Here is a 25351-nt window from a genome sequence, read left to right as displayed (position 1 = left end):
TCTCCGCCTTGCAAGCCGATGGATCCTGAAGAGCAGACATAAAAAAACCGGCGCCTGGGCGCCGGTTTTTAGTCACTACGACTCGATTACAGAGAAGCGGTGAAGGTACGGGTGATGACGTCTTGCTGTTGCTCTTTGGTCAAAGAGTTGAAGCGAACGGCATAACCGGATACGCGGATGGTCAACTGCGGATATTTCTCCGGGTTTTCCATGGCTTCCAGCAGCATTTCACGGTTCATCACGTTGACGTTCAGGTGCTGACCACCTTCCAGGTTGGCTTCATGGTGGAAGTAACCATCCATCAGGCCTGCCAGGTTGGCTTTCTGGGATTCCATGTCTTTACCCAGCGCGTTCGGCACGATGGAGAAGGTATAGGAGATACCATCTTTGGCGTAGGCGAACGGCAGCTTGGCGACGGAAGTCAGTGAGGCAACGGCACCCTTCTGGTCACGACCGTGCATCGGGTTGGCACCCGGGCCAAACGGCGCACCGGAGCGACGGCCATCCGGGGTGTTACCGGTCTTCTTGCCGTACACCACGTTGGAGGTGATGGTCAGCACGGACTGGGTGGCCACGGCGCCACGGTAGGTGTTGAGCTTCTGAATCTTCTTCATGAAGCGCTCGACCAGGTCACAGGCGATGTCATCGACGCGAGCGTCGTTGTTACCGAACTGCGGGTACTCACCGTCGATCTCGAAGTCGATGGCAATGCCATCTTCGTCACGAACCGGCTTGACCTTGGCGTACTTGATGGCAGACAGGGAGTCAGCTGCCACGGACAGACCGGCGATGCCGCAAGCCATGGTGCGATAGACGTCACGGTCGTGCAGCGCCATCAGGGAGGCTTCGTAGCTGTACTTGTCGTGCATGTAGTGGATGATGTTCAGGGCGGCGACGTATTGCTTGGCCAGCCAGTCCATGAAGTGATCCAGCCTGTCCATCACGTCGTTGTACTCGAGGTACTCACCCTTGACCATTTCAGTCTTGGGACCGATCTGGATCTTGAGCTTCTCGTCCATGCCGCCGTTGATTGCATACAGCATGGTCTTGGCCAGGTTGGCACGGGCACCGAAGAACTGCATCTGTTTGCCGATGATCATCGGGGACACGCAGCAAGCGATGGCATAGTCATCGTTGTTGAAGTCCGGACGCATCAGGTCATCGTTCTCGTACTGAACGGAAGAGGTCTCGATAGATACCTTGGCGCAGTACTTCTTGAAACCGACCGGCAGCTTCTCGGACCACAGGATGGTCAGGTTCGGCTCAGGGGACGGGCCCATGGTGTACAGGGTGTTCAGCATACGGAAGCTGTTCTTGGTGACCAGGGTACGGCCATCAACGCCCATACCGGCCAGGGTCTCGGTCGCCCACATCGGGTCGCCGGAGAACAGTGAATCGTATTCAGGGGTACGCAGGAAGCGAACCATGCGCAGCTTCATGACCATGTGGTCCATCAGCTCCTGGGCTTCTTGCTCGGTGATCAGGCCTTTCTTCAGGTCGCGTTCGATGTACACGTCCAGGAAGCTGGAGGTACGACCGAAGGACATGGCGGCACCGTTCTGGGACTTGACTGCCGCCAAGTAGGCGAAGTAGGTCCACTGCACGGCTTCTTTGGCGTTCTTGGCCGGTACTGAGATGTCGCAACCGTATTTGGCGGCCATGACCTTCATCTGTGCCAGGGCACGGTGCTGCTCGGAGATCTCTTCGCGCAGACGGATGGTGGCTTCCAGGTTGACGCCGTTTTCCAGGTCAGCTTGCAGAGACTTGAACTGGGCCAGCTTGTCGGCCATCAGGAAGTCGATGCCGTACAGGGCGACACGACGGTAGTCACCGATGATACGGCCACGGCCGTAGGCATCCGGCAGACCGGTGATGACGCCAGACTTGCGGCAGTTCAGGATGTCCTTGGTGTAGACATCGAACACGCCCTGGTTGTGGGTCTTGCGGTACTCGGTGAAGATCTTCTCGACCATAGGGTCAAGTTGACGGCCGTATACTTCGCAGGAAGTCTTGACCATCTTGATACCGCCGTTGGCGATGATGGCGCGCTTGAGCGGCTTGTCAGTCTGCAGACCGACGATTTGCTCCAGGCTCTGGTCGATATAGCCGGCATCGTGAGCGGTAATGGTGGAGGGCAGGTCAGTATCAAAATCGACCGGCGCGTGAGTGCGGTTCTCGATCTTGATGCCTTCCATGACCTTGTCCCACAGCTTGGTGGTAGCTTCGGTCGCGCCAACCAGGAAGGACTCGTCACCTTCATACGGGGTGTAGTTCTTCTGGATGAAGTCACGGGTGTTGACAGAGGTCTGCCATTCACCGGCCGCGAAGCCTTCCCATGCTTTTTGGAACTGTTCGTTAAGTTCTGCCATTTTCATTACCTCTCAAGGTATTTATGTGTCAGCCGCCATCCTTAATGATGGCGACGGAAGATAAACCAGTAAGTCAAGCCAACCATGACGCCACCACCAATGATATTACCAATGGTGACAGGAATAAGGTTGTGTAGAACGAAGTTGGATACGGTCAGGTCGGCGAAGGTGGCCGGGTCCTGGCCGATGGCCTGCCAGAATTCCGGACTCGCGACGCTGTGGATAGCGATACCGACCGGGATCATAAACATGTTTGCGATGCTGTGCTCAAAACCGGAGGCCACGAACATGGCGACGGGGAGCAGCATGACCATCACCTTGTCGGTGGCACTGCGGGCGCCAAACGCCATCCACACGGCGAGACACACCATGAGGTTGCAGAGAATACCGAGGGCAAGGGCCTCGAAGAAGCTGTGGTGGATCTTGTGCTGGGCGACTTTCAGGGCGTTCAGACCCCACTGTCCATCCGCCGCCGTGTACTCGGCCGACATGATGATGAGCGCCACTACGATGAGGCCACCGATGAGGTTGCCGAAGTAGACCAGGCCCCAGTTCTTGAGCAACTGGGCCCAGCTGATGCGATTGGCCGCCTTGGCCACCAGGGTCAGGGTGGTGGAGGTGAACAGCTCGGCGCCGAGCAGCACGCACAGGATGAGGCCCAAGGAGAAGCACAGCCCCCCCACCAGCTTGGCCATGCCCCAGGACATGCCGCTGCTGCCGGTGGTGACGGTAATGTAGAAAACAAACGCGATGGCGATGAAGGCGCCTGCGGTGATGGCCAGTGGGATGGTCTTGTATGCAGGCTTGGTGGCCTTGGCATAGGTGATATCTTCTGCCAGTGCAGCGATGGCTTCGGGCTTCAGACAATCAAAGGGAGATTCTGCTTTCAATTCTCATGTACCTGCATATTTTGCCTGTGGAAATCATAACAAAGGGCCAGATCGCCAAAATTGACATCGATCAAGAATTACAGATTGTGAATGTAATTTTACTACAGAAATTTGAGCCCTCTGGAAGCTTGACTTTACAGCCGATTTCAGGTGAAACAGAATTGGTGGTGTCGTTAAGTTGATGATTTTAAACTATTTAAAATTATTTTTTCTTAAAATATATCGGCAAGATAGCTTTGCGGCAACGCTGCACACAAGTGCCCTGATTGACAACCCCCTAAGAGGTATTTTTTGTTTTTTATTTCATCCCTGAATAACAGCCAGCCAAAGCGTAGACCATAAAACAGAAGGGGCCATCGGGCCCCTTCGTTACATTACCACATCAGACCCAGGAATGGGCTCGTTTGGCCTTCTGTAATTTCTCATAGGCGGCCAGCAGTTTCTGGTGCAGCGGGAACTGGGAGAGCGACAGGTCGGCCGCCTCCAGCCCGTGGAAGCGTGCCTCACCGCTGGCGTGGGCCCAGGCCTCGGCCAGGGTCTCTTCCCCGAACATGCGGCTGAACACGGCGCGGTACTGCTCGGGATCGCGATCTTCATCCAGGAACAGCTCGACGCAGGCGCGCAGGGCGCGGTAGTAGTTGGTGCGATCGCTCGGGAACACCGACTGGTTGTATTCCATGGTCCAGTCGATGAGATCCAGCGCGCTTTCCAAGTCACCAGCGGCCAGCGCCAGCATGGCTTTAAGCTCGCCGACCCGGAGGGTGTGCAGGGCGGTGCCCTTGGCGGCGGCGATGCCGAGCAGCTCGCGCACCCGGGTACGCTCGTCGTGCCCCTCTTCATCCAGCTGATCGAACAGCGCCATGTACTGCTCCGCGTCCCACTCCAGCGCCGGCAGGGCCAGCAGGGTCTCGCGCAGGTGGGCGCCCATGGTGTTGTTGGCCAGCAGCAGATCCTCGACCGGGTAGATGTCGGACATGCCGGGCACCAGGATGCGACAGGCGTAGACGCCGAGGTGCTCGTAGTCGGCGATGTAGACCGGCTGCTCCAGCTCGTGGAAGATGCCGATCAGGTGGTCGAATTCTTCTTGGGAGCTACCACGGAAGTCCCAGTCGGCGAATTCGAAGTCGGCTTCCTGCTTGAACAGATCCCAGCTGATGAGGCCGGAGGAGTCGATGAAGTGGGTCTCCAGGTTGTGGTGATCCGCCACCTGCTCGTTGTCAAACGAGGGGGGGACGAACACGTCCAGATCCTTGAGACCACGGCCCTGCAGCAGCTCGGTGACGGTGCGCTCGAAGGCCACTTCGAAGCGCGGGTGGGCGCCGAAGGAGGCGAAGCAGGTGCCGTTGCTCGGGTTGAGCAGCACCACGCAGATGACCGGGTAACGGCCGCCGAGGGACGCATCGAAGCTGTAGATGGGGAAGCCTTCGGCCTCCAATGCGGCGATGGAGGCCGCGATGCCGGGGTAGCGGGCAATCACCTCGGCCGGGATCTCCGGCAGGCTGATGGCCTCGGCGATGATCTTGTTCTTCACGTGGCGCTCGAACACCTCGGACAGCCCCTGAGTGCGGGCCTCGGTCTTGGTGTTGCCGGCGCTCATGCCGTTGGAGACGTAGAGGTTGCCGATGATGTTCATCGGGATGTAGACGGTCTGGTGATCGGACTGGCGCTCGAACGGCAGCGCGACTATGCCGCGCTCCTCGTTGCCGGATTGCAAGTCCACCAGCATGTCGGCGGTGACTTCACCGTCCGGGTTGTAGAACTTGCGGGTGAAGCCGTCGAGCAGACCGGTGGGCAGCTGATCCCCTTCGATGGGGAACCACTTCTCGTTCGGGTAGTGGACGAAGTCGCCGTTGGCAACTTGCTCCCCCAGATAGAAGTCGGCGAAGAAGTAGTTGGTGGAGAGACGCTCGAAATACTCGCCGAGGGCCGACGCCAGGGCGGCCTTCTTGCTGGCACCCTTGCCGTTGGTGAAGCAGAGGGCGCACTCCTTGTCGCGGATGTGCACGGACCAGACATTGGGCACAGGGTTGAGCCAGGAAGCCTCTTCGATATCAAACCCCAGGGCTTGCAGCTTGGTCTGGAAGCGTTCGATGGAGTCTTCCAGTGCCGCGTCCTTGCCGGGAATAAAAGTGTGGTCGGTCATCACAATATCCTGATTTTTATTGACTCATGTTTGGCCGCAGATAATAGCATGAGTCGGCGGGGAAGCGGCGAGGACAATCCCATTCCAGGGGCGCTGCGCGCTGCAATCCGGGGCCGTTATGCCCCTCCTTTATAAGTTTCTCTAAACAACATTAAGAAAAAGTAGTTTTTTTTATGGTCCGTCTATCTCCATCATGGGCCCCTCTTGCTCGGGGAGGGTATACGCGCCGCATTCCGGTACGGGTCGCCCTTCATTATTGCCTTCCCCAGAGCCTATCCATTGGGAGTTGCTATGCCATTGATGACACCACAGATTACACCCGGCGTGACCACCCTGGCTCCGGGATTTCGGGCCCTGAGCATTCTGGTCGACGGGGCCCCCATCGTCGATGCCGAGGTCGGCAGTCGGGCCCTGGCGCAGGCCTGCCAGTCGGTCGCGGCGGGAGGCGCCCCCTGGGCACAGGATCACCTGCGCGCCTGGGACGAAGTATTCAAGCGCTTCGGCGCCAAGCCCCAACGCACCCCCTGTTCGGCCCAGGCCCTGCTCAAGCGGGTGCAGCGTGAGGGCAGCCTGCCCTGCATCGATCCCGTGGTGGATCTCTACAACGCCATCAGCATCGAATACGCCATCCCGGTCGGCGGCGAGGATTTGACCGCCTATGAGGGGGTGCCGCGCCTCATCGTGGCCGACGGCAGCGAGCTGTTCGACACCATGAAAGAAGGGGAGCCCGCCCATGAAAGCCCGGAGCCCGGTGAGGTGGTGTGGCGCGATGACAGGGGCGTGACCTGCCGGCGCTGGAACTGGCGGCAGGGAGTCAGAACCCGGCTCAGCGCCGAGTCCGGGCAGATGTGGTTCATCCTGGAGAGCCTGCCGCCGATGCCGCTGGCGGCGCTGCAGGAGGCCGGTGATCGGCTGATCGAGGGGTTGAGGCAGATGATGCCGGACGCCAACATAGAGCAAGAGCTGATCGGCTGCCTGACTGAGGGATAACGCTGGCCTGGGCATAAAAAAGTGAGAAGAGGATGGCCACCCTGAGTGGCCATTTTTATGCGCACTGATCGGGGCTTGTCGAGAGCCGAGCCGTTGATAAACATCTGACCATGGCAGCTAGATATGCTGCTTTATATGTACCCTACAGATAAAGAAGGATAAAAAATCGCTAAAAGTAGTGATATATCGGAATGAGTGCGTGTCGCTTGGCACTGGTCACGCCGATGGAGCAGGGGATCGGTTAGTCCGCTCCCCTGTGTCTTCCCTAGCCGATAAATTTCAGCCCCAGGATGCCGCCCACGATCAGCGTCAGGCAGAGTACCCGCGCCAGGGTGGCCGGTTCGTTGAACAGCCAGATCCCCATCAGCACGGTGCCGACGGCGCCGATGCCGGTCCAGACCGCGTAGGCGGTGCCGAGTGGCAGCTGTTTGACCGCCATGGCGAGCAGCACCACGCTCACCCCCATGGCAGATAGGGTCAGCAGGGTGGGGAGGGGACGGCTGAAGCCGTCTGTGTATTTGAGGCCTATGGCCCAGGCGACCTCGAACAGGCCGGCCAGTAGCAGGAGTAACCAGGGCATGGTGAATTCCAGCGGGGCAGGGTCGTCCCTGCGGGGAGAGGAGCCTCGGGGTCGTCCCCAAGGGGCAGTGCGACTGCCAACCAGCGCCAATCATGCCCCAAAGCGCGTCTTGTTGCCAAGTGCCGCTGCCAAGGGGGCGACGGCGGTGGATATTGCGGCAATCGACACAGAATATTGCGCAATTCGACTTGCGCCCGCCGCGACAATCCGTAATGTGGACAGACGCAGTTTTTGCAAATCAATCTTGTGACGAACTTGTGAACGGACCCGCGTCCGGCAAGGGGTCACGGCGTATGACGCTTCGTTTTTAATAGCAGCTATCCAGGGTAGGACATTATGAAAAAAGTAGGTTTGGTCGGTTGGCGTGGCATGGTGGGTTCGGTGCTGATGAGCCGGATGCAGGAAGAGAAAGACTTTGCCCGCATTCAGCCCACCTTCTTTACCACCTCCCAGGCCGGTGAGGCCGCCCCCAACTTCGGCGTCGATGCCGGCACCTTGCAAGATGCCTTCGACATCGAGGCGCTGGCCGCGCAGGAGATCATCATCACCGCCCAGGGCGGCGACTACACCAAGGATGTCTATCCGCGTCTGCTGGCCGCCGGCTGGAAAGGCTACTGGATCGATGCCGCCTCCTCCCTGCGCATGGATAAGGACGCCGTCATCATCCTGGATCCGGTCAACGGCGACGTCATCGAGCAGGCCCTGAACAACGGCATCAAGACCTTCGTCGGTGGCAACTGCACCGTCAGCCTGATGCTGCTGGCCTTGGGCGGCCTGTTCAAGGCCGATCTGGTGGAGTGGGTGAGCGTGGCCACCTATCAGGCCGCCTCCGGTGGCGGTGCCCGCCACATGCGCGAGCTGGTTACCCAGATGGGCCTGCTGCGCGACGAAGTGGCGGTGGAGCTGGCGGATCCCGCCTCCGCCATCCTCGACATCGAGCGCAAGATCACCGAGAAGACCCGCTCCGGCACCCTGCCGGTGGACAACTTCGGCGTGCCGCTGGCCGGCGGCCTCATCCCCTGGATCGACACCAAGCTCGATAACGGCCAGAGCCGTGAAGAGTGGAAGGGCCAGGCGGAAACCAACAAGATCCTCGGCATCGAAGACGCTGCCATTCCGGTGGATGGCCTCTGCGTGCGGATCGGCGCCCTGCGCTGCCACAGCCAGGCCTTCACCATCAAGTTGAAGAAGGATGTGCCGCTGGCCGAGATCGAGGCACTGATCGCGGCTCACAACGACTGGGTCAAGGTGATCCCGAACGATCGCGACATCACCGCCCGCGAGCTGACCCCGGCCGCCGTTACCGGCACCCTCAGCATCCCGGTGGGCCGTCTGCGCAAGCTCAACATGGGGCCGGAATACCTGGCGGCCTTCACCGTGGGTGATCAGCTGTTGTGGGGCGCCGCCGAACCGCTGCGCCGCATGCTCAACATCTTGCTGGATCGCTGATAGGCGACGCGCTGCGCTGCACAGCAAAAAAGGAAGGCCTGGCCTTCCTTTTTTACGATTGATGCCCAATAAAAAACGGCAACCTAGCGGTATGCCGTTTTTCAATTTATCCAGTTTGACTCTTACATGTTCTGTGCTTCGTTTGGCACGATGACAGAGGCGTGATTTCCTTTCGGCCCCTGCTGCAGTTCAAAGTTGACTGCCTGACCTGCTTTCAAGGTCTTGTAACCTTCCATTTGTATCGTGGAGTAGTGAGCGAAGATATCTTCACCACCGCCTTCCGGACAGATAAACCCAAATCCTTTTGCGTTGTTGAACCACTTGACTGTTCCGGTTGCCATACATCTACATCCTTTTATTGATTACCCTGAAGTCGTTGAGTAACCTGCGCCAGCCTTATATAACTAGAACATCAGCCCATAGCAGACGGGCGCCGATTAGCAAGTAACCAATCTAGTCCAACTTTTGAGCGAGTCAAGAAGTTGTTAACAACCGATGTGATCTGGTTAACAAGTCTATTGACAATCTTCGACGAGACGGTAGTAATCTAGAGGTACCAAAGCGCAATTATGAGCAAGCAGAAAGAACTCTTTGCTAATGAAGAGATTGCACAAGCAGAGAAAACGAAGCTGCAACCGCCACCCATGTACAAGGTCGTGTTGAACAACGATGACTACACACCGATGGAGTTCGTGGTGGAGGTGCTGCAAAGGTTCTTTGGTATGGATCTGGACAAGGCCACTCAGGTGATGCTGAGTGTGCATTATAGTGGTAAGGGAGTCTGCGGCACATTTACCGCCGAGATTGCCGAGACCAAGATGGTCCAGGTTAACACCTACGCACGTAACAACGAACATCCACTGCTATGTACCATGGAAAAGGCTTGAATCTGATGACTTGATAGCGAGAACGACACCGCATTGTTGTTGTACTGAGGGGAGGTGCCTATGTTGAACAAAGATCTAGAAAAGACGCTGAACGAGGCTTTCAAACTGGCCCGTGACGAGCGCCACGAATTCATGACCGTCGAGCACCTGTTGTTAGCCCTGTTGGATAACAGCTCAGCCCATGAGGCGCTGAGTTCATGTGGTGCTGATGTGGAGCTGATGCGCAAGGAGATCCGCGCATTCATCAATCAAACGACCCCGCTCATCCCCCGCGATGATGAAGACCGTGAGACCCAACCCACCCTGGGCTTCCAGCGCGTGCTGCAACGGGCCGTGTTCCATGTCCAGTCGTCCGGCAATACCGAGGTGAGCGGCGCCAATGTGCTGGTCGCCATCTTCAGTGAGCAGGAGTCCCAGGCCGCCTATTTCCTGAAAAAAGCCGAAGTAAGCCGGCTGGACGTGGTGAATTTCCTCTCCCACGGGGTGCGCAAAGACAGCAAACCCGAGAACGGCGGTAGCGGCAATAATGCCGAGTCTGATGACGAGGTCTCCTCTGCCCAGATAGAGAGCTTTGCCACCAACCTCAACCAGCTGGTGCTGGAGGGACGCATCGATCCGCTCATCGGACGGGATCAGGAGCTGAGCCGTACCATTCAAGTCCTGTGTCGTCGCCGCAAGAACAACCCGCTGTTGGTGGGGGAGGCCGGTGTCGGCAAAACCGCCATCGCCGAGGGACTGGCTTATCGCATCGTCAAGGGCGATGTGCCCGAGGTTATCGCAAACAGCACCATCTATTCGCTGGACATGGGCTCCCTGCTGGCGGGGACCAAGTATCGCGGCGACTTCGAGAAACGTCTCAAGGTGCTGCTCAAGCAGATCGAGCGCCAGGAAGGGGCCATCCTGTTTATCGACGAGATCCACACCATCATAGGGGCGGGGGCGGCATCCGGTGGTCAGCTGGATGCGGCCAACCTCATCAAGCCGTTGCTCTCCAACGGTCTGCTGCGCTGTGTTGGTTCGACCACCTATCAGGAATATTCCCAGATCTTCGAAAAAGACCGGGCCCTGGCGCGTCGCTTCCAGAAGATCGATATCGTCGAGCCAAGTGTGGACGACACCACCCGTATCCTGATGGGGCTCAAGAGCCGTTATGAGTCACACCACGGCGTGCGTTACACCGTCAAGGCGATCCGGGCCGCGGTCGAGCTCTCGGCCAAGTACATCAACGATCGCCACCTGCCGGACAAGGCGATCGACGTGATCGACGAGGCGGGAGCGGGTCAGCGTCTGCTGCCCGTCAGCAAGCGCAAGAAAGTGATCAATGTGCCGGAAATCGAGGCCATCGTCGCCAAGATTGCCCGCATTCCGGAAAAATCTGTCTCTTCCTCCGACAAGGAGGTGCTGAAGAACCTGGAGCGCAATCTCAAGATGGTGGTGTTCGGTCAGGACAAGGCCATAGCGGTGTTGACCGATGCGATCCGCCTGTCGCGCTCCGGCCTGGGTAATGAGCGCCGACCCGTGGGCTGCTTCCTGTTTGCCGGCCCGACCGGGGTGGGCAAGACCGAAGTCACCCAGCAGCTCGGCAAGGCGCTTGGGGTCGAGGTACTGCGTTTTGACATGTCCGAATACATGGAGCGCCACACCGTCTCCCGCCTGATCGGGGCGCCTCCCGGCTATGTCGGCTTCGAGCAGGGGGGCTTGCTGACCGATTCGGTGCTAAAGCATCCGCACTCTGTGGTGCTGCTCGATGAAATCGAGAAGGCGCACCCGGATGTCTTCAACCTGCTGCTGCAGGTGATGGATAACGGGACCCTGACGGACAACAACGGCCGCAAGGCAGATTTTCGCAACGTGATCCTGGTGATGACTACCAACGCAGGGGTGCAGGAGACCCAGCGCAAGTCCATCGGCTTCCAGCAACAGGACATGAGCCACGACGCCATGGCGGTGATCAACAAGACGTTCAGCCCGGAATTCCGTAACCGGCTCGATCATACCATCTGGTTCAACCATCTGGACATGACGGTGATCCACCAGGTGGTCGACAAGTTCATCGTCGAACTGCAGGTACAGCTGGATGCCAAAGGCGTGTCACTCGAGGTATCCGAAGAGGCACGTCACTGGTTGGCCGAGAAGGGTTACGATCGGGCGATGGGTGCCAGACCCATGGGACGGGTCATTCAGGAGCACCTCAAAAAGCCCTTGGCCAATGAGATCCTGTTTGGTTCACTGGTCGATGGTGGGGTGGTGAAGGTGGAGTTGGTGGATAACAGCCTCAGCTTTGACTTTCAGGTCAATGTTGAAGCTGTCTCCCACTAAGTGTGTTGAATACCAGAAATGACAAAAAACCCCAGCCGAGAGGCTGGGGTTTTTTGCTGAATTCCTGGCTTAGCGAGAGCGGAAAACAATACGTCCCTTGGAGAGATCGTACGGAGTCAGAGCCACCGTTACTTTGTCCCCAGTCAGGATACGGATGTAGTTTTTGCGCATCTTGCCGGAAATATGAGCGATAACCACGTGACCATTTTCCAGTTCCACACGGAACATGGTATTGGGCAAGGTTTCGAGAATGGTACCCTGCATCTCAATACTGTCTTCTTTAGCCATTGAATCCTCTTGATAAGCCACAACAAAAAACCGCTGGATCATGCCGGATTTAAGGCTATGTGTAAAGTTTACTCGGGCTTGGTGTCGAATTTTTTCCATTCTCCCTGCACCAGCAGCTCGTGGGGCAGGTATTGGCGCTTGTAATTCATCTTGCGGCACGCCTCCACCAGATAGCCCAAATACAGCCAGCTACGACCGGTGCGCCGGGCAAGTTCCAACTGACTCAGAATGGCGAAGGTACCGAGGGAGCGATCGGCATAGTCCGGATCGAAGAAGGTGTACATGGCGCTCAGGGCATGGGGTAGCATATCCGTCGTGGCGACCCCGATGAGCCGTCCTTCTTTGCGCATCTCCAGATAAAGCGGGGGCATCCAGTCGCAATGCAGGAAGCCTTTGTACTGGGTGCGGCTCGGCGGGTACATGCTGCCATCGCGGTGGCGTTCGCGAATGTAGCGCTCGTAGAGCTGATAATATTCGGGTTTGTCGTCATAGCTCAGTACCAACTCCAGATCCCGGTTCAGTTGGCGAATGCGTTTCTGGCCGCGACTCGGCACGAAACGCTCGCTGTGGATACGCAGGGACTGGCAGGCACTGCAGGCTGGGCAGTGGGGGCGATAGATGTCGTTGCCACTGCGCCGAAATCCTGCCGTCAACAGCCGCTCATAGCCCGCGGCATTGAGCAGCTCGTGATCCATCAGCACCAGCAGTTGCTCCTGCTCGTGGCCGAGGTAGCTGCAGGGGTGTTTGGGGGTCAAGCCGACCTTGAGGATCACTTCTTCGGTCATAAGCTGATGCTCCCTGCCTGCCAGCAGCCATCGCTCAGTCGCTGCTGACTCAGACTCGCCAGGGCCGTTAGGAACTGGCGTCTGGGCCACTGTTCTATTCCCAGGGTCGCCAGGAAGTCGTTTTGCATCTGGCAGTCGATGAGGGCGCCGCCATGGCGGGCGAAGTGGCTGCAGAGCGCCACCATGGCCAGCTTGGCGCCGTTATCGATGCGGCTGAACATGGACTCGCCGCAGAAGACGCGACCGAGGGAGAGACCGTAGAGCCCGGCCTGCAGCTGGCCGTCCTGCCAGATCTCGATGGAGTGGGCGTGGCCCAGGCGGTGAAGTTGCTGATAGGCGTCGATCATGGGCGTGCTTATCCAGGTTCCACTGGCACTGCGACGGGGTGCGGCGCAGGCTGCTATCACCTCATTAAAGGCGCAATCGATGGAAATATCGAATGGGGTACGGCGGATAAACTTGTGCAGGCTGCGCCCTATGTGCAACCGCTCGGGCTCGACGACGCCTCTGGGATCCGGCGACCACCACAGCAGAGGCTGGTGCGGCTCATTCCACGGGAAGATCCCCCTGTGATAAGCTGCCAGCAAGCGGTCAGGGGAGAGATCGCCGCCGATGGCCAGCAGGCCGTTGGGCTCTTCCAGCGCATGGCTGGGGGAGGGGAACCAGCACAGCTCATCATCCAGTTGGGTAAGATAGCGAGACATAAGACAGAGGTTCATAGATGAAGGCCATTATCCTGATAGTATCCAGCTTGCTTGGCTTTGTCACGGCGCCCGCCTGGGCTGCGCCATACGAGCGCAACACGGCGCGTCCCGTGGATCAGGTGGTGTTTGGTCAGGTGGACACGGTGCGCAACATCACCCAGCGCCAGATGGTGGAGTCCGAGCATTCCGGCTGGAAGACCTTGGGGGGCGCCGTGCTGGGAGGCTTGCTCGGCAATCAGTTCGGCGGTGGCCATGGGCGGGAGATCGCCACTGCGGTGGGGGCCCTGGCCGGGGCGGCTGCGGCGCAGCAGTACCAGTCAGGCGGCAGCGTGGTGGAGAACAAGCTGGTTGAACTGCTCATTCGAAATGATCAGGACGGGCTTATCAACGTGATCCAGGATTACGATCCGGCCATGCAGTTCGCCAGTGGTGACAAGGTACGGATCCTTTACTTCAGCGATGGCGTGCGAGTCGACAAGACCTATTGAGCGCGCTCAACGAGCGGCAAGAGAAGGCAAGCAGGGGGAGGGGAATGACCCGGCGGCCACCACTAAGGGGCGCCGGGCGGTACTACACGGGATGCCTGTGTTGAGACTCGATCAGGCGTCCTGAGACACTATCTTGTCGCGGCCGGTGTTCTTCGCCTGATACAACTGGCGATCGGCTTCGCTCAGTGCCTCGTCCATGGAGAGCCGCCCGACGTTGATGACGCCAAAACTGGCGCGCACGAACAGCGAAATCTCCCGGGACAGCGGCTGCTGACGCATCTGCTGGCGTAGTCCCTCCAGCCGTTTGAGCAACACGGGTACGGTGCAATGGGGCACCATCAAGGCAAACTCCTCTCCTCCGAAGCGGGCAATCATGGCGTCGGGGAAGAACTGGGTGAGCAGGCGGGCCAGGTGGCAGAGCAGCAGATCGCCGATGGCATGGCCCCAGTGATCATTGACTTGCTTGAAGTGATCCACGTCGAGCACGCACAGGGTGAGCTGGGTTTGCTGGCGCTGATGCTCCTCAAACCACTTCTGTCCCTCGTTGAACCAGTAGCGCCGGTTGTAGAGCCCGGTCAGGTAGTCGCGATTGGCCGACTCCTGGATGCTGTTGAACTGCTCCAGCGCCTCCAGATTGTGGCTGACCCGGCACTGCAGCTCCTCGGGTTCGAACGGCTGATTGAGAAAGTCGTTTGCACCTTGCTTGAGGTAACGGGCGGAAAGTCCGCGCTTGTCCGACACCGAGATGCCGATGATGGCGAGCCGCTGTTTGCTGTAGCGCTCCCGCAGCATGCGCACCAGGCTGATGCCGTCTATCTCCGGCATGTAGTAGTCCACCAGCATCAACCGAATGGCGGGATTCTGCTCGAGAATGGCCAGGGCGTCGCGGGCGCTGTTTGCCTCATGCACCTGCAACAGCTGCTTGCGCAACTGGGCCATGGTGCGATGGCGGGCGGTACGGGAGTCATCGACCACCAGCACCTCGATGGCCTGGTTGAGGTAGAGACGGTGTACCAGGCTGACGGCGTATTGCAGGGAGTGGCGTGAATCCTTCATCACATAGTCCATCACCCCGGCCTCCAGCCAGGCTTCCCGCTTCTCCTCGCTGATGTCGGCGGTGAGGATCACCACCGGTAGGCCCTGAGTCAGCAGCACATTGACCGCCTCTCCGTTGGGGGCATCCGGCAGGGTGAGATCCACCAGGGCGACCACGTACTCCTCTCCCTGGCAGTGGCTGGCGCCCGCCAGGGTATCGAAGGCGTCGATCTCTAGCCCGGTTTGCTGGGTGATGGCCTGGATCAGCATGCGACGGATCGTCAGGCTGTCTTCGACTATCAATATTTTTCGTTTCATCCGGCTCCTTAAAAACAAAAGGGCATGCCTCTTGGCATGCCCTTTATATCCTTGTGCTTATTGTGCGTCCAGATATCGCTCTGCATCCAGTGCCGCCATGCAACCTGTGCCGGCGGAGGTGATCGCCTGACGATAAACATGGTCGGCCACATCCCCTGCGGCAAACACGCCCGGGATGCTGGTTTGGGTCGCAAAGCCTTCCAGGCCGCCACGCACCTTGAGGTAACCGTTCTCCATGGCCAGCTGGCCAGCGAAGATCTGGGTGTTGGGCTGGTGGCCGATGGCGATGAAGACGCCCATCAGCGGCAGCTCGGAGGTGGACTCGTCTCTGGTGCTGCGCAGGCGCACGCCAGTCACACCCATGTTATCACCCAACACTTCATCCAGGGTCTGGTGGGTGTGCAGCACTATGTTGCCGCTGGCCACCTTGTCGTGCAGGCGCTTGATCAGGATCTTCTCGGCGCGGAACTCGTCGCGGCGATGAATGAGGTGCACCTTCTTGGCGATGTTGGCCAGATAAAGCGCCTCTTCCACGGCGGTGTTGCCGCCGCCGACGACGGCCACTTCCTGGTTGCGATAGAAGAAGCCGTCGCAGGTGGCGCAGGCGGAGACGCCACGGCCCTTGAACGCCTCCTCGGAGGGCAGCCCCAGGTATTTGGCGGAGGCGCCGGTGGCGATGATCAGCGCATCGCAGCTGTATTCGCCGTTGTCACCCTTGAGGCGGAACGGACGCTGGGTCAGCTCCACCTCGTTGATGTGATCGAACAGGATACGGGTATCGAATTTTTCCGCATGGGCCTGCATGCGTTCCATCAGGGCCGGACCGGTCAGCCCTTCCGCATCACCCGGCCAGTTTTCCACCTCGGTGGTGGTGGTCAGCTGACCACCTTGCTGCATGCCGGTGATGAGCAGGGGATTGAGGTTGGCGCGGGCGGCATAGACGGCCGCGGTGTAACCGGCGGGGCCTGACCCTAAGATCAGCAGTTTGCTATGAGTAACTTGGCTCATGATGTGATTTCCGAGACGTGTTGAGTTTGCGCGATTGTAGGTAATTCGTGATCCGGGGTCAAAGGCCAGCGCATCGATTGTGGCAATCGGCGTCGAGGGGGAAAGGGGCTGGCATGGCGCCATAAAAAAACCGCCCATCGCGGGCGGATTTTCACTCATCACGTCCCCTTGCGGGGTCGGCGATCAGTTCAACAGGCTCAGGGGATCCGTGTAGGCCAGGCTGTGCGCCTCGGCCACTTCCCGGCAGGTGATCTTGCCTTCCATCACGTTCAGCCCGTGCAACAGGTGGGGATCGCCCAGCAGGGCCTTGCGATAACCCTGCTCGGCCAGCCGGATGATGAAGGGCAGGGTGGCGTTGTTGAGGGCCACGGTGGAGGTTCTGGCCACGGCGCCCGGCATGTTGGCCACGCAGTAGTGCACCACCTCATCGACGATGAAAGTCGGATCCTGATGGGTGGTGGCGTGGGAGGTTTCCACGCAGCCGCCCTGATCGATGGCCACGTCGACCACGGCCGAGCCCGGCTTCATGCGCGCAATGTGGTCACGGCTGACAAGTTTTGGCGCAGTGGCGCCGGGTACCAGCACGCCGCCGATGACCAGATCCGCCGCCAGGATGTGGCGCTCCAGGGTCTCGCGGTTGGAGTAAACCACCTTGGCCGCCCCCTGGAATTCGCTGTCGAGGCGACGCAGGGTGTCGATGTTGTTGTCGAGTATGGTGACATCGGCGCGCAGGCCGATGGCCATGCGGGCTGCGTTCGAACCCACTACACCACCACCGATGATCACCACCTTGGCCGGTTCGACCCCGGGGACGCCGCCGAGCAGCATGCCGCTACCGCCGCGGGACTTCTCCAGTGCCTGGGCACCGGCCTGAATAGACATGCGTCCGGCCACCTCCGACATGGGGGCCAGCAGCGGCAGACCACCACGGGCATCGGTGACGGTTTCGTAGGCGATGCAGACAGCGCCGCTGTCCTGCAACTCTCGGGTCTGGGCCAGGTCTGGCGCCAGATGCAGGTAGGTGAACAGGGTCTGGCCGGGGCGCAGCATGGCACGCTCGACCGCCTGGGGCTCCTTGACCTTGACGATCATCTCGGCTTTGGCGAAAACATCGCCAGCGGAGGCCAAAATTTCGGCTCCAGCAGCCAGATAATCTGCATCACTGAAGCCAATGCCACTTCCTGCACCGCTTTGGACGAAAACAGTATGGTTTCGTGCTGTTAGTTCACGTACACTGGCTGGAACCATGCCTACGCGATATTCATGGTTTTTTATTTCCTTAGGTACACCGATAATCATGCTATCCCTCGTCTATCGATTGGTGGTTTATGTTGCTGGAATGTTAAGTGGCATTTGCGCCTAGTATATTCAGGTATTGACAGGATTTGTGACCATAATTATAAGATAGCTGGTGATTCTTACCAAAAAATAGCCAAAGGATGGAATTAAATGATGGAAGCTAAGAGTCGGCTAAAGGATTTGGACAGGATTGACCGCAACATTCTGAACGAACTGCAAAAGGACGGCAGGATTTCGAATGTTGAGTTGTCCAAACGAGTTGGCCTGAGTCCTACACCGTGTCTAGAACGGGTTCGTCGCCTTGAGCGACAAGGTTATATCGAAGGGTATGCCGCTATTCTGAACCCTCATTATCTGGATGCGTCTCTGTTGGTATTCGTGGAGATTACCCTCAATCGTGGCGCCCCCGATGTGTTCGAGCAGTTCAACAAGGCTGTTCAGGTGCTCGAAGAGATCCAGGAATGCCACTTGGTCTCCGGTGATTTTGACTATCTGCTCAAGACCCGCGTCAGCGACATGTCGGCTTATCGCCGCTTGCTTGGGGAGACGCTGCTGCGTCTGCCCGGGGTCAACGACACTCGCACCTACGTGGTGATGGAAGAGGTCAAGCAGAGTAGTCGTCTGGTGATCAGCACCCGCTAAGCGGGTTATGCTGTGACTTGCAAGTTCCATGACGAGTCACGATAGTCAGAAACGAGCGGCTGGTCCGCTCGTTTCTTCTTATGGCGTATTCATGTTATTACCGTATTCATAGCCCCGCCTCAGGCACTGGCTGACAATGGGTGGGCTTTTCAGGGATACTAGGCCCCCTATCCCCGCATTACATGTTTTCAGAAAGGAGCCGGAGTTTGGCCGATAAAAAGCTGTTTACTCCTTTGTCAGGTACGCAACGGATCTTCGAGGCCGTCTTGATCGCCATCACCCTGATGGCTGCCTATCTCTTGCTTGCCCTCTTGACCTATCACCCCGCCGATCCCGGTTGGTCCCAGACCTCCTGGCAGGGAGAGGTGAAGAACCTGGCGGGCAGCGCCGGTGCCTGGCTCGCCGACATCACCATGTTTACCTTCGGTGCCTTCTCCTATCTGGTGCCCCCGCTGACGGTGCTGCTCGGCTGGAGCCTGTTCTGGCGCCCGAGCCGACTGCTGGAGGTGGACTATCTCACCCTGTCGGTGCGGATCATCGGTTTCGTGCTGACGGTGCTCGGCATGTCGGCCATTGCCAGCATGAACTTCAACGACTTGCAGAATTTCTCCGCCGGCGGCCTGGTGGGGGACGTGATCGCCTCCGCCGTGGTGCCGCTGTTTGGCGGCGTCGGTGCCAACCTGATGTTGCTCTGCTTCGTGGCCACCGGCATCACCCTGTTCACCGGCTGGTCCTGGCTCACCATCGTCGAGCGGATCGGGGCCACCTGCACCGGCAGCGTCAGCGCCGTCTACCACTTCCCCACCACCCTGGGTCGCTGGTTGACCGGGGGCTGGCGCCAGCCCCGTTATGAAGGGCCGGATCCCCTGCTGGAAGGGGGCCTGGGTGCCCTCGATCTGGATGACGAGGAAGACGAGCCACACAGCAGCTGGACGCGCAATCCCAAGGCCAAGGCCGGCGGCAAGGCCCAGAAGTCAAAATCGGACCAGTGGCTGCCGGAGCTCGACGAGGATACCTTCCAGTTCGATCCGCAGTTTGATGACGAAGATGACGAGGCGCCGGCCCCCGTCGCCAAGACCAGGCGCGTGGCCAATGGCCGTTCCCAGCCCCTGGCCAACCAGGATGAAGAGGATCTCGACTTGCCCTGGGCGGAAGGGGATGACGACGCCGTTGCCCCTGTCGCCGTGGCGCCCAAACCCAAACGCCGCCCGCAGCCGGGCATGGCCCCCTTGCCGAGTGTAGAGCTGCTGGACAGACCGCCCGCCAAGACCCAGATGATGAGCAAGGACGAACTGGACCGCATGGGCCGTCTGGTGGAGGCCAAGCTGGCCGATTACAACGTGCAGGCCAAGGTGGTCGGTGTCTATCCGGGTCCCGTCATCACCCGTTTCGAGCTGGATCTGGCGCCGGGCATGAAGGCGAGCAAGATCACCAACCTGTCCCGCGATCTCGCGCGCTCCCTCTCCGCCAGCAGCGTGCGGGTGGTGGAGGTGATCCCGGGCAAGACCTTCGTCGGCATCGAGCTGCCCAACCGGGTACGCCAGACCGTCTACCTGCGCGAGACCCTGGATTGCGAGGCCTTCTCGGGCAGCCACAACCCGCTCACCATGGGCCTGGGCCAGGACATCGCCGGCGAGCCCGTGGTGGTGAACCTCGCCAAGATGCCGCACCTGCTGGTGGCCGGTACCACCGGCTCGGGCAAGTCGGTGGGGGTGAACACCATGATCATCTCCATGCTCTACAAGTCGTCTCCGGACGATCTGCGCTTCATCATGATCGACCCCAAGATGCTGGAGCTCTCGGTCTACGAGGGGATACCGCACCTGCTTACCGAGGTGGTCACCGACATGAAGGATGCCGCCAACGCCCTGCGCTGGTGCGTGGGCGAGATGGAGCGCCGCTACAAGCTGATGTCGGCGGTCGGGGTGCGTAACCTCAAGGGCTACAACGACAAGGTGCTGGCCGCGGCCGCCGAGGGACAACCGCTGCGGGATCCGCTGTGGCGCCCCGGCGACTCCATGGATCAGATGCCGCCGGAACTCGAGAAGCTGCCCCACATAGTGGTGGTGGTGGACGAGTTTGCCGACATGATGATGATCGTCGGCAAGAAGGTGGAAGAGCTCATCGCCCGTATCGCCCAGAAGGCGCGGGCCGCCGGTATTCACCTCATCCTCGCGACCCAGCGTCCGTCGGTGGATGTGATCACCGGTCTCATCAAGGCCAACATCCCGACCCGGATCTCGTTCCAGGTCTCGAGCAAGATCGACTCCCGTACCATCCTGGATCAGGGCGGCGCCGAATCCCTGCTCGGCATGGGCGACATGCTCTACATGCCGGCCGGTACCTCCAACCCGACCCGGGTCCACGGCGCCTTCGTCGATGACCACGAGGTACACAAGGTGGTGGCGGACTGGAAGCTGCGAGGTGAGCCGAACTACATCGAGGAGATCCTCTCCGGCGAGTCGGAGGGTGAGGGCGGCAGTGGTGACTACGGCAGCAGCGGCGACGAGGAGCTCGATGCCCTGTTCGACGAGGCGGTGGCCTTCGTGGTGGAATCGCGCCGTGGATCCACCTCCAGCGTGCAACGCAAGTTCAAGATCGGTTACAACCGGGCGGCCCGTCTCATCGAGCAGATGGAGAATCAGGGTATCGTCAGTGCCCCGGGTGGCAACGGTCAGCGCGACGTGCTGGCACCGCCGCCGGTACGGGATTAAGCCTCCATATCATCCTGGCCATGTCTGCGGACATGGCCTCTTATCTGACCCTCTTGGACGGGAATTCTGATGAAAAAAGCATTATTGATGGGTTCTGTACTGCTGCTGGCCAGCAGCCAGGTGTGGGCCGATGCCGCCAGCGATCTCAAGCAGAAGCTGGCCGGTGTGAGCCTGTTCTCCGCCAAGTTTGCCCAGGTGGTCTACGACAGCAAGGGCAAGGAGCTGCAGCGGGCCGGCGGCGATCTGCTGGTGCAGCGGCCGAATCGCTTCAACTGGCACACCACTACCCCGGATGAGAGCCTGATCGTGGCCGACGGCAAGGATGTGTGGGTCTATGATCCCTTCGTCGAGCAGGTCACCGCCCTCAAGATGAAGGATGCGGTGCTCAACACCCCCTTCGTGCTGATCGCCGGCAACGACAACGCGCTCTGGAAGAACTACGACGTGACCCAGCAGGGGGACGTCTACACCGTCACCAGCCGCAACCAGGACGAGCTGATCGCCTCCTTCCGCATCACCTTCGACAGGCAGAACAACATCAGCCGCTTCGACGTGAAAGAGGCGCAGGGGCAGTGGAGCGAATTCACCCTGAGCGGTTTCAACCGCAAGCCGGTGCTCAAGGGCAACGAGTTCGTGTTCAAGGCTCCGAAGGGGGTCACGCTGGACGATCAGCGCTGATGTGCTGCTCATCCCTGGATTTCTTGTCGGGCTGTCGCATGTTGGCGGCTCGCACCACGCGGGTGAGCGACCTATCGTTGGATTTTTCGTCGGGCTGTCACCTGCTGGCGGCCCGCCCCAAGCTGGATGACCGAGGCTGATGAGCAACCTGTCGCTGGACTTCTCGTCCGACTTTCGCCCGCTGGCGGCCAGGATGCGGCCGCAGAATCTCGATCAGTACATAGGTCAGCAGCATATCCTGGGGGCTGACAAGCCCCTGCGCAAAGCCATCCTGGCCGGCCACTGCCACTCCATGATCCTGTGGGGCCCCCCGGGTACCGGCAAAACCACCCTCGCCGAGCTGATGGCGCACTATTGTCAGGCCGAGGTGGAGCGCCTCTCCGCGGTCACCTCCGGCATCAAGGAGATCCGCGCCGCCATCGACAAGGCGAAGGAGAACAGCTGGCGCGGGGTGCGCACCATCCTGTTCGTGGACGAGGTGCACCGCTTCAACAAGAGTCAGCAGGATGTGTTCCTGCCCCACATCGAAGACGGCACCATCACCTTCATCGGCGCCACCACCGAAAACCCCTCGTTCGAGCTCAACAACGCGCTGCTCTCCCGCGCCCGGGTCTACCTGCTGAAGAGGCTGGAGGAGGAGGACATCCTCGCCATGATCGATCAGGCCCTGACCGATCCGCGCGGCCTCAATGATCCGACGTTGGCCTTCGCCCCCGGGGTAAAGGAGGCGCTGGCCAAGGCAGTGGACGGCGACGGGCGCAAGTCCCTCAACTATCTCGAGCTCCTGGCCGACATGGCCGAGGCCAAGGGGGCAGGGGAGCGAGTCATCGACAGCGCCCTGCTCGCCGCCGTGGTGGGGGAGCACGTGGCGCGCTTCGACAAGGGCGGGGATCACTTCTACGACCTCATCTCGGCGGTGCACAAGTCCATTCGTGGCTCGGCGCCGGATGCGGCCCTCTATTGGTATGCCCGCATGGTGAGCGCCGGCTGCGATCCCCTCTATATTGCCCGCCGGCTGCTGGCCATCGCTTCGGAAGACGTGGGCAACGCCGATCCCCGCGCCATGCAGGTGGCGCTGTCGGCCTGGGACTGTTTCCATCGCATCGGCCCGGCGGAGGGGGAGCGGGCCATCGCCCAGGCCATCGTCTACCTCGCCTGCGCCCCCAAGAGCAATGCGGTCTACACCGCCTGGAAGGCGGCGCTCCATGACGCCAAAAACCTGCCGGACTTCGAGGTGCCACCGCACCTGCGCAACGCGCCGACCAAGCTGATGAGCGAGCTCGGCTACGGCGCCGAATACCGCTATGCCCACGACGAGCCCGGTGCCTACGCGGCGGGTGAGAGCTACTTCCCCCCCGAGCTCGCCGGCAAGCACTACTACCAGCCAACGGAGCGGGGCCTGGAGAAGCAGATCGGCCAGAAGCTCGATTACCTGCGCGATCTCGACCGCCAGAGCCCGCGCAAAAGAGACAAATAGGTTTCCGATTTGAACATTGGCATCCCAATCGATCGGATCGCCGAAGTTTGGCCTGCCTGCCCCCCCAAACTTGGTAAAAACGACAGCAATACGCCCTGTTCGGGCAGGGGGGCGGTCTGCTACACTGCCCCTCTGACCCCGTTTGTCTTGGCCTGGTGCCATCTTCTTGATTTTGAAGGCCGGATGTTCACGGCCCGATACTCAAAGACGACAGGGGTGCGCCAACCGATGTTAACTTCCGGATCTGTTTTCTCGCCAGGGCGGATAACCCAGGCCAGATCCCATTAAAAAAAGTAGGTAAACCATGCTGGATCCCAAATATCTGCGCAGCGATATCGCCGAGGCTGCCGCTCGTCTGGCGACACGTGGCTACGTTTTGGACGTAGCGGCTGTCAACGCTCTGGAAGAGAAACGCAAGGATCTGCAGTCCCGCACCCAGGAGCTGCAGGCCGAGCGCAACGCCCGCTCCAAGTCCATCGGTGAGGCGGCCCGTCGTGGTGAAGATGTGGCCCCGCTCAAGGCCGAGGTGACCAAGATCAACGACGAGCTGGAGACCAGCAAGGTCGAACTCGAGTCCCTGCTGACCGAGATCAAGGCCATCTCCGACGCCATCCCCAACCTGCCGAGCGAGACCACCCCGGTGGGCCGCGACGAGAACGACAACGTGGAAGTGCGCCGCTGGGGCACCCCGCGCGTGTTTGACTTCCCGGTACGGGATCACATCGATCTCGGTGAAGCGGCCAAGGGCGTGGACTTCAAGAACGGCGTCAAGCTCGCCGGTGCCCGCTTCGTGGTGATGAAGGGGCAGATTGCCCGCCTGCACCGCGCCCTGGCGCAGTTCATGCTGGACCTGCACACCCTGCAGCACGGCTACACCGAGTGCTACGTGCCCTACCTGGTGAACCCGGACAGCCTGTACGGCACCGGTCAGCTGCCGAAGTTCTCCGAAGACCTGTTCAACACGGGGATCGAGGGTGAAGGGGAAGAAGAGGGCAAGCTGCGCAAGTTCTCCCTGATCCCGACCTCCGAAGTGCCGCTCACCAACATGGCCCGCGACGAGATCTTCGACGAGCAGGAACTGCCCATCAAGATGACGGCCCACAGCCCCTGCTTCCGTTCCGAAGCCGGTTCTTATGGCCGTGACACCCGGGGTCTGATCCGCATGCACCAGTTCGACAAGGTCGAGATGGTGCAGCTGGTGCACCCGGAGAAATCCTGGGATGCCCTGGAAGAGATGGCCGGTCACGCCGAGAAGGTGCTGCAACTGCTGGAGCTGCCGTATCGCGTGATGGCGCTGGCCACCGGCGACATGGGCTTCTGCGCCGCCAAGACCTACGATCTGGAAGTCTGGCTGCCGGCTCAGAACACCTACCGCGAGATCTCCTCCGTCTCCAACTGCACCGACTTCCAGGCCCGCCGCATGCAGGCCCGGGTGCGCATCGATGGCAAGCCCCAGCTGCTGCACACCCTGAACGGCTCCGGTCTGGCAGTGGGTCGCACCCTGGTGGCGGTGATCGAGAACTATCAGCAGGAAGACGGCCGCATCGCCATCCCGGCGGCGCTGCAGTCCTACATGGGCGGCCTGAGCCACATCGGCTAAGCCCGCGCTGGTAACGACAACGCCATGGCCATGCCATGGCGTTGTGCATTCAGGCGCCGCTAAACCGTTTGAACGGGATAAAAGCCGTCTCCATCGGCTCCCCCTTGAGCCGTTAACACAATTTTATCAAGCATTGCGCAATCGTTTTTGTTAGACTGCGCCGCAATTTCGCAGGACATCTTTTTCTATGGTCTGGATTGATTACGCCATCATCGGCATCGTCGGTTTCTCCGCTCTCATCAGCCTGGTGCGCGGCTTTCTCAAGGAAGCCATGTCCCTCGTCACCTGGTTCGTCGCCTTCTTCATTGCCAGCCATTTCTATCCCGATCTCGCCATCTACTTCACCTCGTTCTCAGACGATCTCGTGCGCAACGGCCTGGCCATCGCCGCCCTCTTCGTGGCGACCCTGATCCTCGGCAGCGTGGTGAACTATGTGGTGGGGCTCCTGGTGGACAAGACTGGCCTGTCCGGCACGGACAGGGTGCTCGGCGTCTGCTTTGGCGCCATCCGCGGGGTGCTGATCGTCAGTGCCCTGCTGTTTTTTATGGATACCTTCACCGGTCTCTCCCAGAGTGACTGGTGGCTGGCGTCCAAGCTGGTGCCGGAGTTCAAGCCGGTGATCCAGTGGTTTTTCGGGTTCATGTTGAACTCATCGAGTTTTCTCCAACAGGTACAGTGACTTCGAGGT

Annotated in this window: 22 protein-coding genes; 11 read left to right on the top strand and 11 right to left on the bottom strand. The window is 59.8% G+C overall.

From position 1 onward, the window contains the following. Window positions 1–86 precede the first annotated feature (86 nt). From pflB to ycaO, 3 genes are all read right to left on the bottom strand, one after another. A complete protein-coding gene (gene pflB, locus LG30_RS0105080) occupies window positions 87–2369 on the bottom strand; it encodes a formate C-acetyltransferase (protein WP_033129640.1) in 2283 nt (760 codons plus the stop codon). Between the two features lie 41 nt (window positions 2370–2410). Beyond that, on the bottom strand, window positions 2411–3259 hold the full coding sequence (focA, locus tag LG30_RS0105075; protein ID WP_033129631.1) for a formate transporter FocA: 849 nt from the start codon (window positions 3257–3259) through the stop codon (window positions 2411–2413). A gap of 382 nt (window positions 3260–3641) precedes the next feature. Next, on the bottom strand, window positions 3642–5402 hold the full coding sequence (gene ycaO, locus LG30_RS0105070) for a 30S ribosomal protein S12 methylthiotransferase accessory factor YcaO (protein ID WP_033129630.1): 1761 nt from the start codon (window positions 5400–5402) through the stop codon (window positions 3642–3644). 291 nt (window positions 5403–5693) lie between these two features. Between ycaO and LG30_RS0105065 the strand changes: the two genes are divergently transcribed. Continuing rightward, window positions 5694–6392, top strand: coding sequence for a B3/B4 domain-containing protein (locus LG30_RS0105065; RefSeq protein ID WP_033129629.1), 699 nt, complete (start codon window positions 5694–5696; stop codon window positions 6390–6392). A 265-nt stretch (window positions 6393–6657) separates the two neighbouring features. Here LG30_RS0105065 and sugE read toward each other — a convergent pair whose 3' ends face one another. Continuing rightward, window positions 6658–6972, bottom strand: coding sequence for a quaternary ammonium compound efflux SMR transporter SugE (gene sugE, locus LG30_RS0105060; protein ID WP_033129628.1), 315 nt, complete (start codon window positions 6970–6972; stop codon window positions 6658–6660). Window positions 6973–7308: 336 nt separating this feature from the next. Here sugE and asd point away from each other — a divergent pair, with 336 nt between their 5' ends. Beyond that, a complete protein-coding gene (asd, locus tag LG30_RS0105055) occupies window positions 7309–8421 on the top strand; it encodes an aspartate-semialdehyde dehydrogenase (RefSeq protein WP_033129627.1) in 1113 nt (370 codons plus the stop codon). 122 nt (window positions 8422–8543) lie between these two features. Here the strand turns inward: asd and cspD are convergent, their stop codons facing one another. Beyond that, complete coding sequence (cspD, locus tag LG30_RS0105050) at window positions 8544–8762, bottom strand: cold shock-like protein CspD (RefSeq protein ID WP_005300025.1); 219 nt, start codon at window positions 8760–8762, stop codon at window positions 8544–8546. A 228-nt stretch (window positions 8763–8990) separates the two neighbouring features. Between cspD and clpS the strand changes: the two genes are divergently transcribed. Next, the gene (clpS, locus tag LG30_RS0105045) at window positions 8991–9308 is read left to right on the top strand and encodes an ATP-dependent Clp protease adapter ClpS (protein ID WP_033129626.1); all 318 of its coding nucleotides are present in this window, start codon (window positions 8991–8993) and stop codon (window positions 9306–9308) included. Between the two features lie 60 nt (window positions 9309–9368). Further along, complete coding sequence (gene clpA / locus LG30_RS0105040; RefSeq protein ID WP_033129625.1) at window positions 9369–11627, top strand: ATP-dependent Clp protease ATP-binding subunit ClpA; 2259 nt, start codon at window positions 9369–9371, stop codon at window positions 11625–11627. A 69-nt stretch (window positions 11628–11696) separates the two neighbouring features. Here clpA and infA read toward each other — a convergent pair whose 3' ends face one another. The 3 genes from infA to aat all read right to left on the bottom strand — a co-directional run bounded on the left by infA (window position 11697) and on the right by aat (window position 13404). Continuing rightward, the gene (gene infA / locus LG30_RS0105035; RefSeq protein ID WP_005300033.1) at window positions 11697–11915 is read right to left on the bottom strand and encodes a translation initiation factor IF-1; all 219 of its coding nucleotides are present in this window, start codon (window positions 11913–11915) and stop codon (window positions 11697–11699) included. A gap of 68 nt (window positions 11916–11983) precedes the next feature. Further along, window positions 11984–12700: an arginyltransferase gene (locus LG30_RS0105030; RefSeq protein ID WP_033129624.1), complete on the bottom strand. Its 717-nt coding sequence runs from the start codon at window positions 12698–12700 to the stop codon at window positions 11984–11986. Beyond that, window positions 12697–13404, bottom strand: coding sequence for a leucyl/phenylalanyl-tRNA--protein transferase (aat, locus tag LG30_RS0105025; RefSeq protein WP_033129623.1), 708 nt, complete (start codon window positions 13402–13404; stop codon window positions 12697–12699). The genes LG30_RS0105030 and aat overlap by 4 nt, the downstream gene beginning before the upstream one ends. Window positions 13405–13421: 17 nt before the next feature. Here aat and LG30_RS0105020 point away from each other — a divergent pair, with 17 nt between their 5' ends. Beyond that, on the top strand, window positions 13422–13892 hold the full coding sequence (locus LG30_RS0105020; RefSeq protein ID WP_033129622.1) for an outer membrane lipoprotein: 471 nt from the start codon (window positions 13422–13424) through the stop codon (window positions 13890–13892). A gap of 111 nt (window positions 13893–14003) precedes the next feature. On the opposite strand, the gene LG30_RS0105015 is transcribed toward LG30_RS0105020, so the two are convergent. The 3 genes from LG30_RS0105015 to ald all read right to left on the bottom strand — a co-directional run bounded on the left by LG30_RS0105015 (window position 14004) and on the right by ald (window position 17552). Then, complete coding sequence (locus LG30_RS0105015; protein WP_033129621.1) at window positions 14004–15245, bottom strand: diguanylate cyclase; 1242 nt, start codon at window positions 15243–15245, stop codon at window positions 14004–14006. Window positions 15246–15302: 57 nt separating this feature from the next. Further along, on the bottom strand, window positions 15303–16253 hold the full coding sequence (gene trxB, locus LG30_RS0105010; RefSeq protein WP_033129620.1) for a thioredoxin-disulfide reductase: 951 nt from the start codon (window positions 16251–16253) through the stop codon (window positions 15303–15305). 183 nt (window positions 16254–16436) lie between these two features. After that, window positions 16437–17552 (bottom strand): alanine dehydrogenase, encoded by a 1116-nt coding sequence (gene ald, locus LG30_RS0105005; RefSeq protein ID WP_033129619.1) that lies wholly within the window; start codon window positions 17550–17552, stop codon window positions 16437–16439. 150 nt (window positions 17553–17702) lie between these two features. On the opposite strand from ald, the gene lrp reads away from it, so the two are divergent. The 6 genes from lrp to LG30_RS0104975 all read left to right on the top strand — a co-directional run bounded on the left by lrp (window position 17703) and on the right by LG30_RS0104975 (window position 25342). Beyond that, complete coding sequence (gene lrp, locus LG30_RS0105000; protein ID WP_005300047.1) at window positions 17703–18194, top strand: leucine-responsive transcriptional regulator Lrp; 492 nt, start codon at window positions 17703–17705, stop codon at window positions 18192–18194. A 206-nt stretch (window positions 18195–18400) separates the two neighbouring features. Further along, window positions 18401–20908 carry a DNA translocase FtsK gene (locus tag LG30_RS0104995; RefSeq protein WP_033129618.1) on the top strand — a complete coding sequence of 836 codons (2508 nt, stop codon included), beginning with the start codon at window positions 18401–18403 and terminating at the stop codon, window positions 20906–20908. Between the two features lie 69 nt (window positions 20909–20977). Further along, complete coding sequence (gene lolA, locus LG30_RS0104990) at window positions 20978–21586, top strand: outer membrane lipoprotein periplasmic chaperone LolA (protein WP_033129617.1); 609 nt, start codon at window positions 20978–20980, stop codon at window positions 21584–21586. A 139-nt stretch (window positions 21587–21725) separates the two neighbouring features. After that, window positions 21726–23063, top strand: a complete 1338-nt coding sequence (locus tag LG30_RS0104985; protein ID WP_033129616.1) for a replication-associated recombination protein A — start codon at window positions 21726–21728, stop codon at window positions 23061–23063. A gap of 304 nt (window positions 23064–23367) precedes the next feature. Beyond that, the gene (serS, locus tag LG30_RS0104980; protein WP_033129615.1) at window positions 23368–24663 is read left to right on the top strand and encodes a serine--tRNA ligase; all 1296 of its coding nucleotides are present in this window, start codon (window positions 23368–23370) and stop codon (window positions 24661–24663) included. Between the two features lie 187 nt (window positions 24664–24850). Beyond that, window positions 24851–25342, top strand: a complete 492-nt coding sequence (locus LG30_RS0104975) for a CvpA family protein (protein ID WP_033129614.1) — start codon at window positions 24851–24853, stop codon at window positions 25340–25342. Window positions 25343–25351 lie beyond the last annotated feature (9 nt).

This window comes from Aeromonas aquatica, from assembly GCF_000764655.1.
GTDB lineage: Bacteria > Pseudomonadota > Gammaproteobacteria > Enterobacterales > Aeromonadaceae > Aeromonas > Aeromonas aquatica.
Note: the sequence above shows the minus strand (reverse complement) of the source record. Positions and strands in the feature narration are given on the sequence as shown.